Source organism: Acinetobacter sp. S40 (genome assembly GCF_016624705.1).
Classification (GTDB): Bacteria; Pseudomonadota; Gammaproteobacteria; order Pseudomonadales; family Moraxellaceae; genus Acinetobacter.
On sequence record NZ_JACVTU010000014.1, the window covers coordinates 65,022 to 79,676 of the forward strand.

The following is a 14,655-nucleotide window of genomic DNA, read 5'->3' on the forward strand; positions in this document are numbered from 1 at the left end:
TTTTATTCTTTATAAAAAAAGACCACCTTTCATATAAGTATAAAGGTGGTCTTTTTTATCTGTGCATTGATTAAGCAGCCTTTCGACTTAAGGCAAACTGACGAATATAATTCGCAACTTTTTGCGGTTCACTCAAAATTGCCCAATGATTGGCATCAACTTCTACATATTCAAACTGTTCTACCCATTTCGGCATTTCTTTTAAAATATAATCAGGGCTAACAAATGCGTCACGCATTAAAACAACCGCCTGAACTGGACATTGCGCATAACGCTGACGCGGTTTAGTAAGTGCTGATATAAAATTAGCTCGGTATAAATTAATGCCATATCTACCGTCACTTGAAATGTGAGGATTAATTGGTAAATTTTGTTTTTTCTCTAGGCCATCCAATATTTTCCCCCATTTCTGAGGGGTGAAAAAATGCCAGACCGTGGGCGCGATAAACGGTAAATGAAATGCACCGATATACCATGATTTTGATAATTTCTTCAGAAAGTCAGCGGGATTATTTTTCACTTCATCACGCAATAACCAAGCCGCATGATCTAGACAAGGGCCTGAAATCGTCGTATAAGACAAAATACGGTCTTTAAACTTAGGTTCAGTTACAGATTCCCATGTCTGGATGGACCCCCAATCATGAGCAGCCAGATGGAATGGACGATCACCCAGTATTTGATTTACAACAACTTCAAGATCCAAAGATAATTGTTTAAGACGATAGTCCCGAATATGTTGAGGAATGCTTGACTGACCTGCGCCTCTTACATCGTAAGTGACAATATAAAAATCATTGATCAATTCACTAATCATCGGTTCCCATACTTCTTGATTGTCTGGATAACCATGAACCAAAACTAGGGCTGGATTATTTTCATTGCCCCATGTTTTAACACAAAGCGATTGTTGATCTGAGGTTTGGACAGTGTGAATTTGAGGGCGCATTGTCGTTCCTTTTTGTTTTTGATTGACCATTTCTTTAGTCAGATTAAGCATTGCCATCAATGCCAGAATGATGTTAGTTATTTAGTATGAAGATAGCGTATAGAAAAACAATTGACCCTTATGAATATTTTAAAGCAACTTCAAACCATACCCGCTGTATCAAAATTTATCATTAATCGCTACTCGCCTTATCGCGGTGCGGGGATTAGTATCGATAAAATTGATCTCAAGAACTATTACATCCGAGTCAAAATGCCACTGACCCGCAAGAATCAAAATATTGTCGGTACCCATTTTGGCGGTAGTTTATATTCTATGGTAGATCCTTTTTATATGTTGATCCTTATGCATCATCTAGGCCCAAAATATATTGTTTGGGATAAATCTGCCCATATTAACTTTTTATCACCAGGGCGCAGTACAGTTTACGCAGACATTCGTCTGGATGCCATGGAGGTTGAACACATTCGAGAGCTTGCAGGAAATTATGCGCCTGTGCATCGAAATTATACGGTAAATATTTTTGATGAGTCAGGCGTAAGAATTGCGGAGATTCATAAAACACTCTATATTCGTCGCAAGAAACCTAAACCTTTTCAAAAATAAAACGATGAATGCAGTTTAATCCGTTCAAATGACGGTAAGCAAATAATCATTTTTGCTTTAAATTTTTTCTCAAAATAGAAAAGACAGCGTGAGGCTGTCTTTTTTATCACCTGATTTAAACGCTTTTATTTTTTCTCTTGAATGGCTGCACCTGCACCACCACCAATAGCACCACCGATGGCAGCACCACCATCGCCACCAAATATGGCTTTACCCACGACTGATCCAATACCAGCTCCAACTGCACTACTTGTGGTAGAGCTACTATTACCGCCTTTGGCATTGGCACCCACACCACCACCTAATGCGCCGCCTGCTGCCGCTCCGACGCCACCACCTACATGGTTACCCACACCACCACCTACTGCACCGCCCAAAGCAGCTGCGCCAATTCGTTGATTAGATGGACTCATATCCTGACAACCAGCAAGTAACGCGGTCGACATCACCGCAATCGCCATTAAACTCATTGTTTTTTTCATGGTTAACTCCTCGTTTAATATTTATCAGAATAAGCATTTTTTAGGGATTTTTTTATAAGATCATGTAACAAAAGGGCGATTCCATGCAGTGATTTTGTAATCAACTCTTCAAAAGCCAGATTAAATTTTGCTCATAAAAAAAGACATCCGAAGATGTCTCTTTTTGATTCATGACTCGTTTAGAACTGATCTGAATTTAATGCCTGACTAAAGGCCTGATCTACTTCACTAAAGTCATTGTGAAGTTCAAATTCAGCTGCTTCAGCTTCCTGACGACGACGTTCCAAGTGATACGCTAAACCTGTACCGGCTGGAATCAAACGACCCACAACAACGTTTTCTTTCAAACCACGTAGATCATCTTCTTTACCTGTTACAGCCGCTTCAGTTAACACACGAGTGGTTTCCTGGAACGATGCAGCAGAGATGAACGAGTCAGTCGAAAGCGATGCTTTAGTGATACCCATCAATTGACGTTCAAACTTCGCAGGGAACTTGTTCTGAGCCAAGACAGCCTGGTTCTCTTGAACAACGCGAATATAATCCACTTGTTCACCTTTGATGAAGCTTGTATCACCACCATCCACGATATCAACTTTACGCAACATTTGACGTACGATGACTTCAATATGTTTATCGTTGATTTTTACGCCCTGTAGACGATAAACGTCCTGCACTTCGTTCACGATGTAGTTAGTCAACGCAACTTCACCTTTCAAACGCAAGATGTCATGTGGATTTTGTGGTCCATCAGAAATGGTTTCACCACGGTTCACATGCTCGCCTTCAAACACGTTGATTTGACGCCATTTTGGAATCAATTCTTCGTAGATTTCAGAGCCGTCATCTGGTGTGATCACTAAGCGGTTTTTACCTTTAGTCTCTTTACCAAAGCTTACGATACCAGACACTTCTGCCAAAATCGCATGCTCTTTTGGTTTACGTGCTTCGAACAAGTCAGCAACACGTGGTAGACCACCGGTAATATCACGGGTACGTGAAGTTTCTTGTGGTACACGACCAATAACATCACCCACACCAATGGTTTCACCATCACGAACAGTCACGATTGTATTTTGTGGCAAGAAGTAGAACTGTTCACCACCATCTGTTGTATCCAACACAATCGCAGGACGTAAATCTTTACCTGAAGCAGGACGAGCCGTTACAGGCAAGATTTCAACAGTAGTCATACCAGTCGCATCATCAGTTTTCGATGTTGCAGTCACACCATCAGCAATTTGGCTGAAACGTGCTTTACCCGCTACTTCTGTTACAAGTGGATGTGTGTGTGGATCCCAAGTTGCAACGATACCACCAGCCTCGACCAACTCTGCATCTTTCAACAGGATGCTCGCACCATAAGGCAGTTTATAACGCTCACGCTCACGGCCTAATTCATCAGCAATACCAATTTCACCTGAACGGGATACTGATACCAAATGACCTTTGGCATGTTGTACTGTTTTCACATTATGGAAACGTACTGTACCTTTATTACGTACTTGCACACTATTAGCAGCAGAGGTTCGGCTTGCAGCACCACCCACGTGGAAGGTACGCATGGTTAACTGTGTACCTGGCTCACCAATCGATTGAGCAGCCATAACACCCACAGATTCACCTGGATTTACCTGATGACCGCGTGCCAAATCACGTCCATAACATTTTGCACAAACACCGAATGATGATTCACACGCAATCACAGAGCGTACTTTAACTTCATCGACACCCGCTTCTTCAAGTTGGGCTGCAATTTTTTCGTCAATCAAAGTACCGCGAGGCAATACGACTTCATTATCTGATGCACGACGCACATCTTCAGCAGTCACACGACCCAATACGCGATCACGTAATGGCTCAATGACATCACCACCCTGAATGAATGGAGTCATCACTAAACCACCAGCAGTACCACAATCTGGCTCAGTAATCACCAAGTCTTGTGCCACGTCAACCAAACGACGAGTCAAATAACCGGAGTTCGCTGTTTTCAATGCGGTATCGGCCAAACCTTTACGTGCACCGTGCGTCGAAATAAAGTACTGAAGTACCGTCAAACCTTCACGGAAATTCGCTTTAATTGGTGTTTCAATGATCGAACCATCTGGTTTTGCCATCAAACCACGCATACCCGCCAACTGACGGATCTGAGCAGCACTACCACGCGCACCAGAGTCAGACATCATATAGATGCTGTTAAACGATTTTTGCTTCTCGTCTTCACCCTGCTTGTTTTTCACATTGGTGAAAGACAAGTTATCCATCATCGCTTTTGCAACTTGGTCGTTGGTACGTGCCCAAATATCGACCACTTTGTTATAACGTTCACCCGCAGTCACAAAGCCTTGTTCAAACTGTTGTTCGATTTCACGAACTTCAGTTTCTGCTTTATCAATAATAGTTTGCTTCTGTGGCGGAATGACCATGTCTTCCATACCAACAGATACGCCAGAACGAGTTGCTTGACGGAAACCCAAATACATCAATTGGTCAGCAAAAATAACCGTATCTTTTAGGCCAAGTTTACGATAGCAAGTGTTGATCAGTTTTGAGATATTTTTCTTGGTCATCTCAAGGTTGATCATTTCAAAGCTTAAACCTTCAGGTACGATTTCCCAAAGCAAGCAACGACCTGGTGTGGTATCAACAATAATAGTCTGCTTTTCGCGTTGACCATCTTCATCAATCACAGTTTGGTGTACGCGTACTTTTACACGTGCATGAATCGCAACTTTACCCGTTGCCAAAGCACGGTTTACTTCATGCGTATCTGCAAAGGTCATACCTTCGCCTTTGGCATTCACTGCATCACGCGTGATGTAGTAAAGACCCAAGACCACATCCTGAGAAGGAACAATAATTGGCTCACCATTGGCTGGTGACAAAATATTGTTCGTCGACATCATAAGCGCACGTGCTTCAAGCTGTGCTTCTAATGTCAATGGTACATGCACAGCCATTTGGTCACCGTCAAAGTCGGCGTTAAATGCTGTACATACGAGCGGATGCAAACGAATCGCTTTACCTTCGATCAAAATCGGTTCAAAAGCTTGTAGACCCAAACGGTGAAGTGTCGGTGCACGGTTCAACATAACTGGATGTTGACGAATTACATTCGCTAAAACGTCCCACACTTCTGGAGTCTCGCGCTCAACCATTTTCTTCGCAGCTTTAATGGTTGTTGCCTGACCAGATGCCTGTAATTTTGCGAAAATAAATGGCTTGAATAGTTCAAGTGCCATCTTCTTCGGAAGACCACATTGATGCAAACGTAAAGTAGGACCAACTGTAATTACTGAACGGCCAGAATAGTCAACACGTTTACCTAACAAGTTCTGACGGAAACGACCTTGTTTACCTTTGATCATATCTGCCAAAGATTTCAATGGGCGTTTGTTTGAACCTGTAATTGCACGACCACGACGGCCATTATCCAACAATGCATCAACAGACTCTTGTAACATACGTTTTTCGTTACGTACGATAATGTCGGGTGCTGCAAGGTCAAGAAGACGCTTCAAACGGTTGTTACGGTTAATCACACGACGATAAAGATCGTTCAGGTCAGAGGTCGCAAAACGACCACCTTCAAGTGGCACAAGCGGACGCAAGTCTGGTGGAAGTACAGGAAGTACATTCATCACCATCCATTCTGGCTTGTTATTTGACTCTTTGAACGCTTCCATCAGTTTCAAACGCTTAGACGCTTTTTTAAGTTTCGTCTCTGACGTTGTCTGTGGAATCTCTTCACGAAGACGAGCAATTTCAGCTTCAAGATCGATGTCTTTCAACAAGTCCTGAACTGCTTCTGCACCCATTTTCGCTGTGAATTCATCACCATGCTCTTCAAGTGCATTATAATATTCTTCATCGCTAAGCAACTGATATTTCTCGAATGGAGTCATACCAGGATCAGTCACAACATAAGATTCGAAATACAATACACGTTCGATATCACGTAATGTCATATCAAGCAATAAACCAATACGGCTTGGTAATGATTTCAAGAACCAGATATGTGCAACTGGCGAAGCAAGTTCGATGTGTCCCATACGTTCACGACGAACTTTTGCAGTTGTAACTTCAACGCCACATTTTTCACAAATGACGCCTTTGTACTTCATACGCTTGTATTTACCACACAAGCATTCGTAATCTTTTACTGGTCCAAAGATTTTGGCACAGAATAAACCATCACGTTCTGGCTTAAACGTACGATAGTTAATTGTCTCAGGTTTTTTTACCTCACCATGAGACCACGACTTAATCATTTCTGGTGACGCAAGACCAATACGGATACGGTCGAATTCAACGGGTGCATGACCGTCAGAATCCGTTTTCTTACGCATGATATCGAGCAAGTCTTTCAATTTATTTCTCCGTGTGTCAGAGAGCAAAGCTCATCCAACTGGGTCACAAATATTGTTTCTTAACTGAATTTGGTAATCCTTTAAGCATTCCACAGCCCTCTTTAATAGCGAAGGAGGCTCCCTCCCCCTTTTACAAGGGGTGAGGAACTGTTAAAGCTCAAGAAGGAATTTAGTCACCATTTTTCAGTTCAATGTTGATACCTAAAGAACGGATCTCTTTGGTCAATACGTTGAACGATTCAGGCATACCCGGATCCATGTAATGGTTACCATCTACGATGTTCTTATAGATACGTGTACGACCTTCAACGTCATCCGATTTCACAGTCAACATTTCTTGAAGTGTGTACGCTGCACCATAAGCTTCGAGTGCCCAGACTTCCATCTCACCGAAACGCTGACCACCGAATTGGGCTTTACCACCAAGCGGCTGTTGCGTTACAAGTGAATAAGAACCCGTTGAACGTGCATGCATTTTGTCATCCACCAAGTGGTTGAGTTTTAGCATGTACATGTAACCTACTGTTACGGGACGGTCAAACTGTTCACCTGTACGGCCATCAAACAAAATCTGTTGACCAGTACGTGGTAACTCAGCCAACTCAAGTAACTCTTTGATCTGACCTTCTTCAGCACCATCAAATACAGGAGTCGCTAAAGGTACGCCTTTACGCAAGTTGCCTGCCAATACCAAGATCTCATCATCAGTCAAGCTATTTAGATCTTCTTGCTCACCACCCACCTTGTTATAAATTTTATCAAGGAAGATACGAAGTTCTGCAATGGTACGCTGTTGTTGCAACATCTTATCGATTTGCTCACCCAGACCTTTTGCCGCCAAACCTAAATGTGTTTCAAGAATCTGACCCACGTTCATACGTGACGGTACACCTAGCGGGTTAAGGACCACATCTACAGGCACACCATTGGCATCATGTGGCATATCTTCAACAGGCAAGATGTTTGAGACAACACCTTTGTTCCCGTGACGACCCGCCATTTTATCACCAGGCTGAATACGACGTTTAACTGCAAGGTAAACCTTAACAACTTTCAAGACACCAGTGGTTAATTCATCGCCTGTTGATAATTTGCGTTTTTTCTCAGCAAATTTTTCATCAATTTCAGCACTCTTTTCTTTCAAGAACACCTGAATTTGACTTAAACGCTCAGCAATGCCTTCATCACTTGGCTGAATTTCAAGTAAATCAACCAACTCTAAACCAGAGAGGAGATCTTCACTAAGTTTATCGCCGCGCTTGGTTGTACCACCGCCATTAGAATCTTGACCTTTAAGTAAGCGTACGATACGTTCACGAGCTGCTTCTTCAAAGATCTTATATTCTTCTTTCAAATCTTTACGATATGAATCTAGTTGCGCTTTTTCAATTGCAAGTGCACGATCATCTTTTTCAAGACCATCACGCGTAAAGACTTGTACGTCAATGACTGTACCTTTAGTGCCAGACGGAACACGTAAAGATGAATCTTTAACGTCTGCCGCTTTTTCACCAAAGATCGCGCGAAGTAGCTTCTCTTCAGGAGTAAGTTGCGTTTCACCTTTAGGCGTTACTTTACCAACCAGAATGTCACCAGCGGTAACTTCAGCGCCAATATAGACAATACCTGATTCATCAAGTTTAGACAGTGCGGCTTCACCCACGTTAGGAATATCCGCAGTAATTTCTTCTGCACCCAACTTGGTATCACGGGCTACACATGACAATTCTTGAATATGAATCGAGGTTAAACGGTCTTCTTGAAGCACACGCTCAGAAAGCAAGATCGAGTCTTCGTAGTTGTAACCATTCCACGTCATGAAAGCAACGCGCATGTTTTGACCTAAGGCCAACTCACCACCATCGGTAGAAGGACCATCTGCCAAGACATCACCACGACCGACTTTATCACCCAAATTCACAAGAACTTTTTGGTTAATACACGTATTTTGGTTAGAACGGGTGTATTTAATCAAGTTGTAGATATCTACACCTGCTTCACCAGCGATCATTTCATCTTCGTTAACACGGATCACCACACGTGATGCATCAACAAATTCAATCATACCGCCACGTTTCGCGATCACACATACACCAGAGTCACGTGCTACGTTGGCTTCCATACCAGTACCAACAAGCGGTTTATCCGCAAGTAATGTTGGCACTGCTTGACGTTGCATGTTTGAACCCATCAAGGCACGGTTGGCGTCATCGTGTTCAAGGAATGGAATCAATGATGCTGCAACAGAAACAACCTGCTGAGCAGAAACATCCATATGCGTCACTTTTTCAGGAGGCATACGCACGAATTCACCTTGATGACGAACTGAAACCATTTCTTCGATTAAATTACCATCAGCATCGACACCTGAGTCAGCCTGTGCAATGACAGTTCCCACTTCTTCAATTGCAGAAAGGTATTCAACATCATCAGTAACACGACCATCAACTACTTTACGATAAGGAGTTTCAAGGAAACCAAAATCGTTGGCTTTAGCATAAACCGATAGCGAGTTGATCAAACCAATGTTTGGCCCTTCAGGCGTCTCAATCGGGCATACACGACCATAATGAGTTTGATGTACGTCACGCACTTCAAAGCCAGCACGTTCACGTGTCAAACCACCAGGCCCAAGTGCTGAGACACGACGCTTGTGCGTAATCTCAGACAATGGGTTGTTTTGGTCCATAAACTGTGACAACTGGCTTGAACCAAAGAATTCTTTGATTGCTGCAGCGACTGGTTTAGCATTGATCAGATCTTGTGGAGACAAGTTATCTGTTTCAGCTTGGCTTAAACGCTCTTTTACAGCACGCTCAACACGAACCAAACCAACACGGAATTGGTTTTCAGTCATTTCACCAACAGAACGGACACGACGGTTACCCAAGTGATCGATATCGTCGACTTCACCTTTACCGTTACGAATTTCAACTAAAGTACGCAATACATCAGTGATATCTTCATTCGAGAGAATACCCTCAACTTCACGTGACTTCTGGTCTGTACCCACTTCATAAGGGCGACCCAAACGACGGTTGAACTTCATACGGCCAACAGGCGATAAATCATAACGCTCAGAAGAGAAGAATAAATTGTTAAATAAATTCTCAGCAGCTTCTTTTGTTGGCGGTTCGCCTGGACGCATTACTTTATAAATTTCAACCAGCGCTTCTTCACGGCCTGAAGTTGTATCTGCACGTAAAGTATCGGCAATGAACGGACCATGGTCGATATCATTGGTATACAAGATATTGAATTGCTTCACGCCACCTTCAGCAAGCTTGACCATCACTTCATGGCTAAGCAAAGTGTTTGCTGGAAGTACATCGCCATCACGCAAACTAATGTCTTCAGCGGTGATACGCTCATACAAGTATTCATCTGGAACAGATAGTTTGGTTAAACCAGCAGCTTCCATTTGACGAACATGACGCGCATTAATACGTTTACCCTGCTCAACAATCACTTTACCATCATTATCGGCGATATCGAACTGCGCCATTTCACCACGCAGGCGTTCAGGCACAAGATCAATCTGATAGCTACCCATATCGAGGTACACAGGTACTTTTTCGTAGAACAAATTAAGAATTTGTTCATTGTTATAACCAAGTGCACGCAGGATCACGCTCGCCAATAATTTACGACGACGGTCAATACGAACATAAACTAGATCTTTAGCATCAAATTCAAAGTCTAACCATGAACCACGGTAAGGAATGATACGTGCTGAATAAAGCACTTTACCACTTGAATGAGTTTTACCCTTATCATGATCAAAGAATACGCCTGGAGAACGATGTAACTGCGATACGATGACACGCTCAGTACCATTGATCACAAATGTACCGTTCTCAGTCATGAGTGGCATTTCACCCATATAGACTTCTTGTTCACGAACGTCTTTAATCGATTTCGTTTCGCGATCTTTAATGATCAAACGAATTTTTACGCGCATTGGTGCCGCATAAGTTGAGCCGCGAAGAATACATTCACGTACATCAAACTCTGGTTTACCAAGACTATACTCAACAAATTCTAAAGCAGCATTGCCAGAATAACTTTCTATAGGAAAAACTGAACGAAATGCGGCTTGGAGACCGATATCTTCGCGGTTTTTCGGTGATTTGCCATCTTGTAAAAACGTTCTGTACGAGTCGACTTGAATCGAAAGCAAGTACGGAGCGTCCATGACGCTAGGCAATTTACCAAAATTCTTACGGATCCGTTTCTTTTCGGTATATGAGTATGCCATCTGGAGTCCTCGGAAAGTAAACCAGGCCCGCCTGCAGAACGAGCTTGGATGGAATTACGCAGGCCGATATGGCCACCACTTTTACAAATGCTGCAATTTTTAAGTGGTCTTAAAACGCTTAACAATATTTTTAAACCAGAAAAATATTGGTAAGCGTTTGAATTTATTTCATTTGCCCTTTAAATCGACCATTTTTATATCAAACAAACAAAAATCGAGCCGATTATTGTAACGCAAAAAGGCTGATGACCCAAGAGCCATCAGCCATTTTGTGGGGCCGATTATCAAAAAATCGTCCCCCTAACAGATTACTTAAGTGTAACTGTAGCACCAGCTTCTTCAAGTTTCTTCTTAAGTTCTTCGCCTTCTTCTTTAGAAACGCCTTCTTTAAGAACTTGTGGAGCACCTTCAACAAGATCTTTTGCTTCTTTAAGACCAAGGCCAGTTGCTTCACGAACTGCTTTAATTACAGCTACTTTGTTAGCACCGAAAGAAGTCAACTCTACATTGAATTCAGTTTGCTCTTCAGCAGCAGCAGCAGCGCCACCAGCAGGAGCAGCTACAGCTACAGCAGCAGCTGATACATTGAATTTCTCTTCAAAAGCAGAGATAAGTTCAACAAGCTCAAGAACAGTTTTTTCAGCAACTGCGTTTAGGATTTCTTCGTTAGTTAAAGCCATGAGAATAACTCCAAATGGATATTGAATAAGGTAAAAGTGTGATTAAGCTGCTTCTGACTCGTTTTTCTCTTTGAGCGCTGTAAGTAAGCGACCCAATTTTGAAACAGGAGCTTGAAGAACAGAGGCAAGCATAGTAAGCGCTTTCTCTTGGTTCGGAAGGTTCGCAATAACGCTAACTTCAGCACCTTCATAAACTTTGCCATCAAATGCGGCAGCTTTTAATTCAAATGCTTTGTTCGTTTTCGCAAATTCTTCGAACAAGCGTGCAGCAGCACCCATGTCGTCTTCAGAAGTTGAAAAACCAAGAATTGTTGGACCTACAAGGTTGTCATTCAAGATATCAAATTGAGTACCTTCGAATGAACGTTTAGCCAAAGTATTACGCACGATACGTGTAGTAACACCTAACTTACGCGCTTCAACACGAAGTTGAGTAAGTTTTTCGACAGTTAAACCTTGATAGTCAGCAACAACAGCAGAGAACGCTTTAGAAGCAACTTCGTTGACTTCTGCTACGATCTGTTTTTTGTCTTCAATAAGAAGAGCCATTGTAAAACCTCCTAAGGTGACTTATGCATCTAAACCAGATGCACTCCCAATTCGTAAACCTTTCGATTTACACGCGGAGGAGGAACAAATCACACCACCGCGTCTACTCAGGCAATTGATTAAGATCAAAGCCCAAACTTCGATCACCTGAGGTCTTTGACGCTGGCAAATTAATATTTACCAATTCAAAGTCCGCTTGGTGAAATATTTGAATTCTCATAGATTCTTCAAATACTTTTTATTCACCAAGACCTTTAAAAATCTTTTTAACTAAAATTAGTTAGAAACGTTACTTACATCAACAGTCAAACCAGGGCCCATTGTTGAGCTCAAAGTAATCTTTTTGATATAAACACCTTTAGAAGTCGCTGGTTTTAACTTTTTCAAGTCAGCAACTAAAGTTTCAACGTTTTGACGGATTGCTTCAGCGGTAAAACCAACTTGACCAATCGCAGCATGGATAATACCTGCTTTGTCTACACGGTAACGCGCCTGACCTGCTTTAGCATTTTTAACTGCACCAGCAACATCTGGAGTAACCGTACCCACTTTCGGGTTTGGCATTAAACCACGTGGACCAAGAATCGTACCCAACTTACCTACAACACGCATTGCATCTGGAGCAGCAATCACAACATCAAAGTTAAGATTCCCTTGTTGAATGCTTTCAGCAAGATCATCAAAACCAACGATGTCAGCACCTTCAGCCTTAGCAGCTTCAGCAGCAGCACCTTGTGCAAATACTGCAACACGTACAGTTTTACCAGTACCCGCTGGAAGTGTAGTCGCGCCACGAACAACCTGATCAGATTTACGTGGATCTACACCAAGGTTTACTGCAACATCCAAAGACTCTTTGAATTTAGCAGCAGGAAGGTCGTTAAGGACTTGTACTGCTTCTTCCAAAGTATAAACTTTGTTGGTATCAACAGCAGCAGCAATGGCTTTTTGACGTTTAGTTAACTTTGCCATGTCTTATAGCTCCACTTCCAAGCCCATAGAACGTGCAGAACCAGCAATGGTACGAACACGTGCGTCTAAATCAGCACCAGTTAAATCTGGTTCTTTAGTAGTCGCAATTTCTTCTAGCTGAGCACGAGTCAACTTACCAACTTTAGTTTTGTTTGGTACAGAAGACCCCTTTTGAATACCCGCAGCTTTCTTAAGAAGAATAGATGCAGGTGGAGTTTTCATGATAAATGTGAACGACTTATCGTTGTACACAGTGATCACTACAGGAATAGGCAAACCTACTTCAAGTTTTTGTGTAGCAGCATTGAATTCTTTACAGAATGCCATGATGTTTACACCACGTTGACCTAATGCAGGACCAATCGGTGGAGATGGATTTGCTTTACCAGCTGGAACTTGCAGCTTGATATAGCCGTCAATCTTCTTAGCCATTATAGATTACCTCTGGGTACAAACGCCGCTAGGCTCCCCAACATTCATTTCACAACATGTAATATGCTGTAATAACAATGCCCGATCAAATCGGGCGCTTTCCAACCAATTCAGTTTAAATCGTTTTTTCGACTTGGCGAAACTCGAGTTCAACCTGAGTTGGACGGTTAAATACGTTAATTGTCAACGTTAAACGTGACTTCTCGTACTGAACTTCCTCCACGACTCCTTTAAAGTCTGTGAACGGACCATCAGTTACCAATAATTCTTCACCCGGCTCAAACATCGTCTTAGGACGAGGTGCTTCGCCTGTATTACGTACACGTGCAAGAATAGCGTCAGCTTCTTTTTGGGAAATTGGAGCAGGTTTTTCTGCTGTCCCACCAATAAAGCCCAGAACTTTTGGACACTCTTTAACAATGTGCCAAGTTTCGTCATTCATTTCCATTTCGACTAACACATAGCCCGGAAAGAATTTACGTTCTGATTTACGTTTCTTACCATCCTTCATTTCTACCACTTCTTCGGTAGGAACAAGGACTTCACCAAAGCTATCGGCAACAGCGCTACGCTGGATTCGCTCTTTAAGTGAACGCATCACCTGTTTTTCATAACCAGAATAGGCATGAATAATGTACCAACGTTTCATAGCTCTCTTATCCGATAATTAACTTAATTAACCAACCCAGTCCATAGTCGAAACACCACAATACAATTGCAGTAATCACAACCACTAACAAAACCTGCCAAGATGTGGTCACGGTTTCTTGTTTTGTTGGCCAAGTTACTCGACGCAGCTCAATACGCGCATCTTTAAGTAAACGAACAAAGCCTTTACCTTGATGGGTTGCGTATAATAAACCTAAAGCAACAACGACACAAGCAATAATTACACCAACGCGCACCCAAATATTATTTGCAGGTGGCCAATAAGCGGGTAGATATTGATTCACCATGGCTGCACCCACCAAAAGTGCCAGTGCAATAATCCACAGGACAATATCCAGCGGAGAACCAGAAGTGACTACTTCGGCAGAATTATTTCTTTGAGGGATTGGCGCGTCGCTTAATGCGTCACGCGATTTATCATTCGACATTTTTTTACTCGTCGTTGAACTCGCGACTTATTATATGACACTTAAGTCAGCATCAAGCTTGTCATAACGTGGCAGGCCAGGAGGGACTCGAACCCCCAACATTCGGTTTTGGAGACCGACGCTCTACCAATTGAACTACTGACCTAGGACACACAAGCCGAGAGTCTAGACTCTCGGCTCGAAAATTGCAACTGTAAAGTGATTACGCAGTTACTTTCGCAACAACACCAGCACCTACAGTACGACCACCTTCACGG

11 protein-coding genes and 1 tRNA gene are annotated in these 14,655 nt (G+C 42.5%); 1 reads left to right on the forward strand and 11 read right to left on the reverse strand.

Translation table 11 applies throughout. The annotated features are described in order from the left end of the window. Positions 1-70 precede the first annotated feature (70 nt). Entirely contained in the window at positions 71-949 is an 879-nt protein-coding gene (locus tag IAE19_RS14105; RefSeq protein WP_200461544.1) for an alpha/beta fold hydrolase, read from the reverse strand. A 120-nt stretch (positions 950-1,069) separates the two neighbouring features. Between IAE19_RS14105 and IAE19_RS14110 the strand changes: the two genes are divergently transcribed. Then, positions 1,070-1,555: a DUF4442 domain-containing protein gene (locus IAE19_RS14110; RefSeq protein WP_200461545.1), complete on the forward strand. Its 486-nt coding sequence runs from the start codon at positions 1,070-1,072 to the stop codon at positions 1,553-1,555. A 125-nt stretch (positions 1,556-1,680) separates the two neighbouring features. Here the strand turns inward: IAE19_RS14110 and IAE19_RS14115 are convergent, their stop codons facing one another. From IAE19_RS14115 to IAE19_RS14160, 10 genes are all read right to left on the reverse strand, one after another. Further along, positions 1,681-2,037, reverse strand: coding sequence for a DNA transfer protein p32 (locus IAE19_RS14115; protein ID WP_200461546.1), 357 nt, complete (start codon positions 2,035-2,037; stop codon positions 1,681-1,683). A gap of 179 nt (positions 2,038-2,216) precedes the next feature. Then, entirely contained in the window at positions 2,217-6,410 is a 4,194-nt protein-coding gene (gene rpoC / locus IAE19_RS14120; protein ID WP_200461547.1) for a DNA-directed RNA polymerase subunit beta', read from the reverse strand. Between the two features lie 169 nt (positions 6,411-6,579). Then, positions 6,580-10,668 (reverse strand): DNA-directed RNA polymerase subunit beta, encoded by a 4,089-nt coding sequence (gene rpoB / locus IAE19_RS14125; protein WP_200461548.1) that lies wholly within the window; start codon positions 10,666-10,668, stop codon positions 6,580-6,582. Positions 10,669-10,976: 308 nt separating this feature from the next. Continuing rightward, positions 10,977-11,348, reverse strand: coding sequence for a 50S ribosomal protein L7/L12 (rplL, locus tag IAE19_RS14130; protein ID WP_174728237.1), 372 nt, complete (start codon positions 11,346-11,348; stop codon positions 10,977-10,979). Positions 11,349-11,390: 42 nt separating this feature from the next. After that, entirely contained in the window at positions 11,391-11,897 is a 507-nt protein-coding gene (gene rplJ / locus IAE19_RS14135) for a 50S ribosomal protein L10 (protein WP_200461549.1), read from the reverse strand. 276 nt (positions 11,898-12,173) lie between these two features. Continuing rightward, on the reverse strand, positions 12,174-12,869 hold the full coding sequence (rplA, locus tag IAE19_RS14140; protein ID WP_200461550.1) for a 50S ribosomal protein L1: 696 nt from the start codon (positions 12,867-12,869) through the stop codon (positions 12,174-12,176). A gap of 3 nt (positions 12,870-12,872) precedes the next feature. After that, the gene (gene rplK / locus IAE19_RS14145; protein ID WP_004637639.1) at positions 12,873-13,301 is read right to left on the reverse strand and encodes a 50S ribosomal protein L11; all 429 of its coding nucleotides are present in this window, start codon (positions 13,299-13,301) and stop codon (positions 12,873-12,875) included. Between the two features lie 115 nt (positions 13,302-13,416). Then, a complete protein-coding gene (gene nusG / locus IAE19_RS14150) occupies positions 13,417-13,950 on the reverse strand; it encodes a transcription termination/antitermination protein NusG (protein WP_200461551.1) in 534 nt (177 codons plus the stop codon). Between the two features lie 7 nt (positions 13,951-13,957). Further along, a complete protein-coding gene (gene secE / locus IAE19_RS14155) occupies positions 13,958-14,398 on the reverse strand; it encodes a preprotein translocase subunit SecE (protein ID WP_200461552.1) in 441 nt (146 codons plus the stop codon). Positions 14,399-14,467: 69 nt separating this feature from the next. Next, positions 14,468-14,543: transfer RNA gene (locus IAE19_RS14160), tRNA-Trp, on the reverse strand. Positions 14,544-14,655: the final 112 nt, after the last annotated feature.

What these genes read in the sequence shown, in the direction of transcription:
- IAE19_RS14105 (WP_200461544.1), bottom strand. Translation starts at nt 949, where the DNA reads ATGCGCCCTCAAATTCACACTGTCCAAACCTCAGATCAACAATCGCTT.
- IAE19_RS14110 (WP_200461545.1), top strand. Translation starts at nt 1,070, where the DNA reads ATGAATATTTTAAAGCAACTTCAAACCATACCCGCTGTATCAAAATTT.
- IAE19_RS14115 (WP_200461546.1), bottom strand. Translation starts at nt 2,037, where the DNA reads ATGAAAAAAACAATGAGTTTAATGGCGATTGCGGTGATGTCGACCGCG.
- rpoB (WP_200461548.1), bottom strand. Translation starts at nt 10,668, where the DNA reads ATGGCATACTCATATACCGAAAAGAAACGGATCCGTAAGAATTTTGGT.
- rplL (WP_174728237.1), bottom strand. Translation starts at nt 11,348, where the DNA reads ATGGCTTTAACTAACGAAGAAATCCTAAACGCAGTTGCTGAAAAAACT.
- rplJ (WP_200461549.1), bottom strand. Translation starts at nt 11,897, where the DNA reads ATGGCTCTTCTTATTGAAGACAAAAAACAGATCGTAGCAGAAGTCAAC.
- rplA (WP_200461550.1), bottom strand. Translation starts at nt 12,869, where the DNA reads ATGGCAAAGTTAACTAAACGTCAAAAAGCCATTGCTGCTGCTGTTGAT.
- rplK (WP_004637639.1), bottom strand. Translation starts at nt 13,301, where the DNA reads ATGGCTAAGAAGATTGACGGCTATATCAAGCTGCAAGTTCCAGCTGGT.
- nusG (WP_200461551.1), bottom strand. Translation starts at nt 13,950, where the DNA reads ATGAAACGTTGGTACATTATTCATGCCTATTCTGGTTATGAAAAACAG.
- secE (WP_200461552.1), bottom strand. Translation starts at nt 14,398, where the DNA reads ATGTCGAATGATAAATCGCGTGACGCATTAAGCGACGCGCCAATCCCT.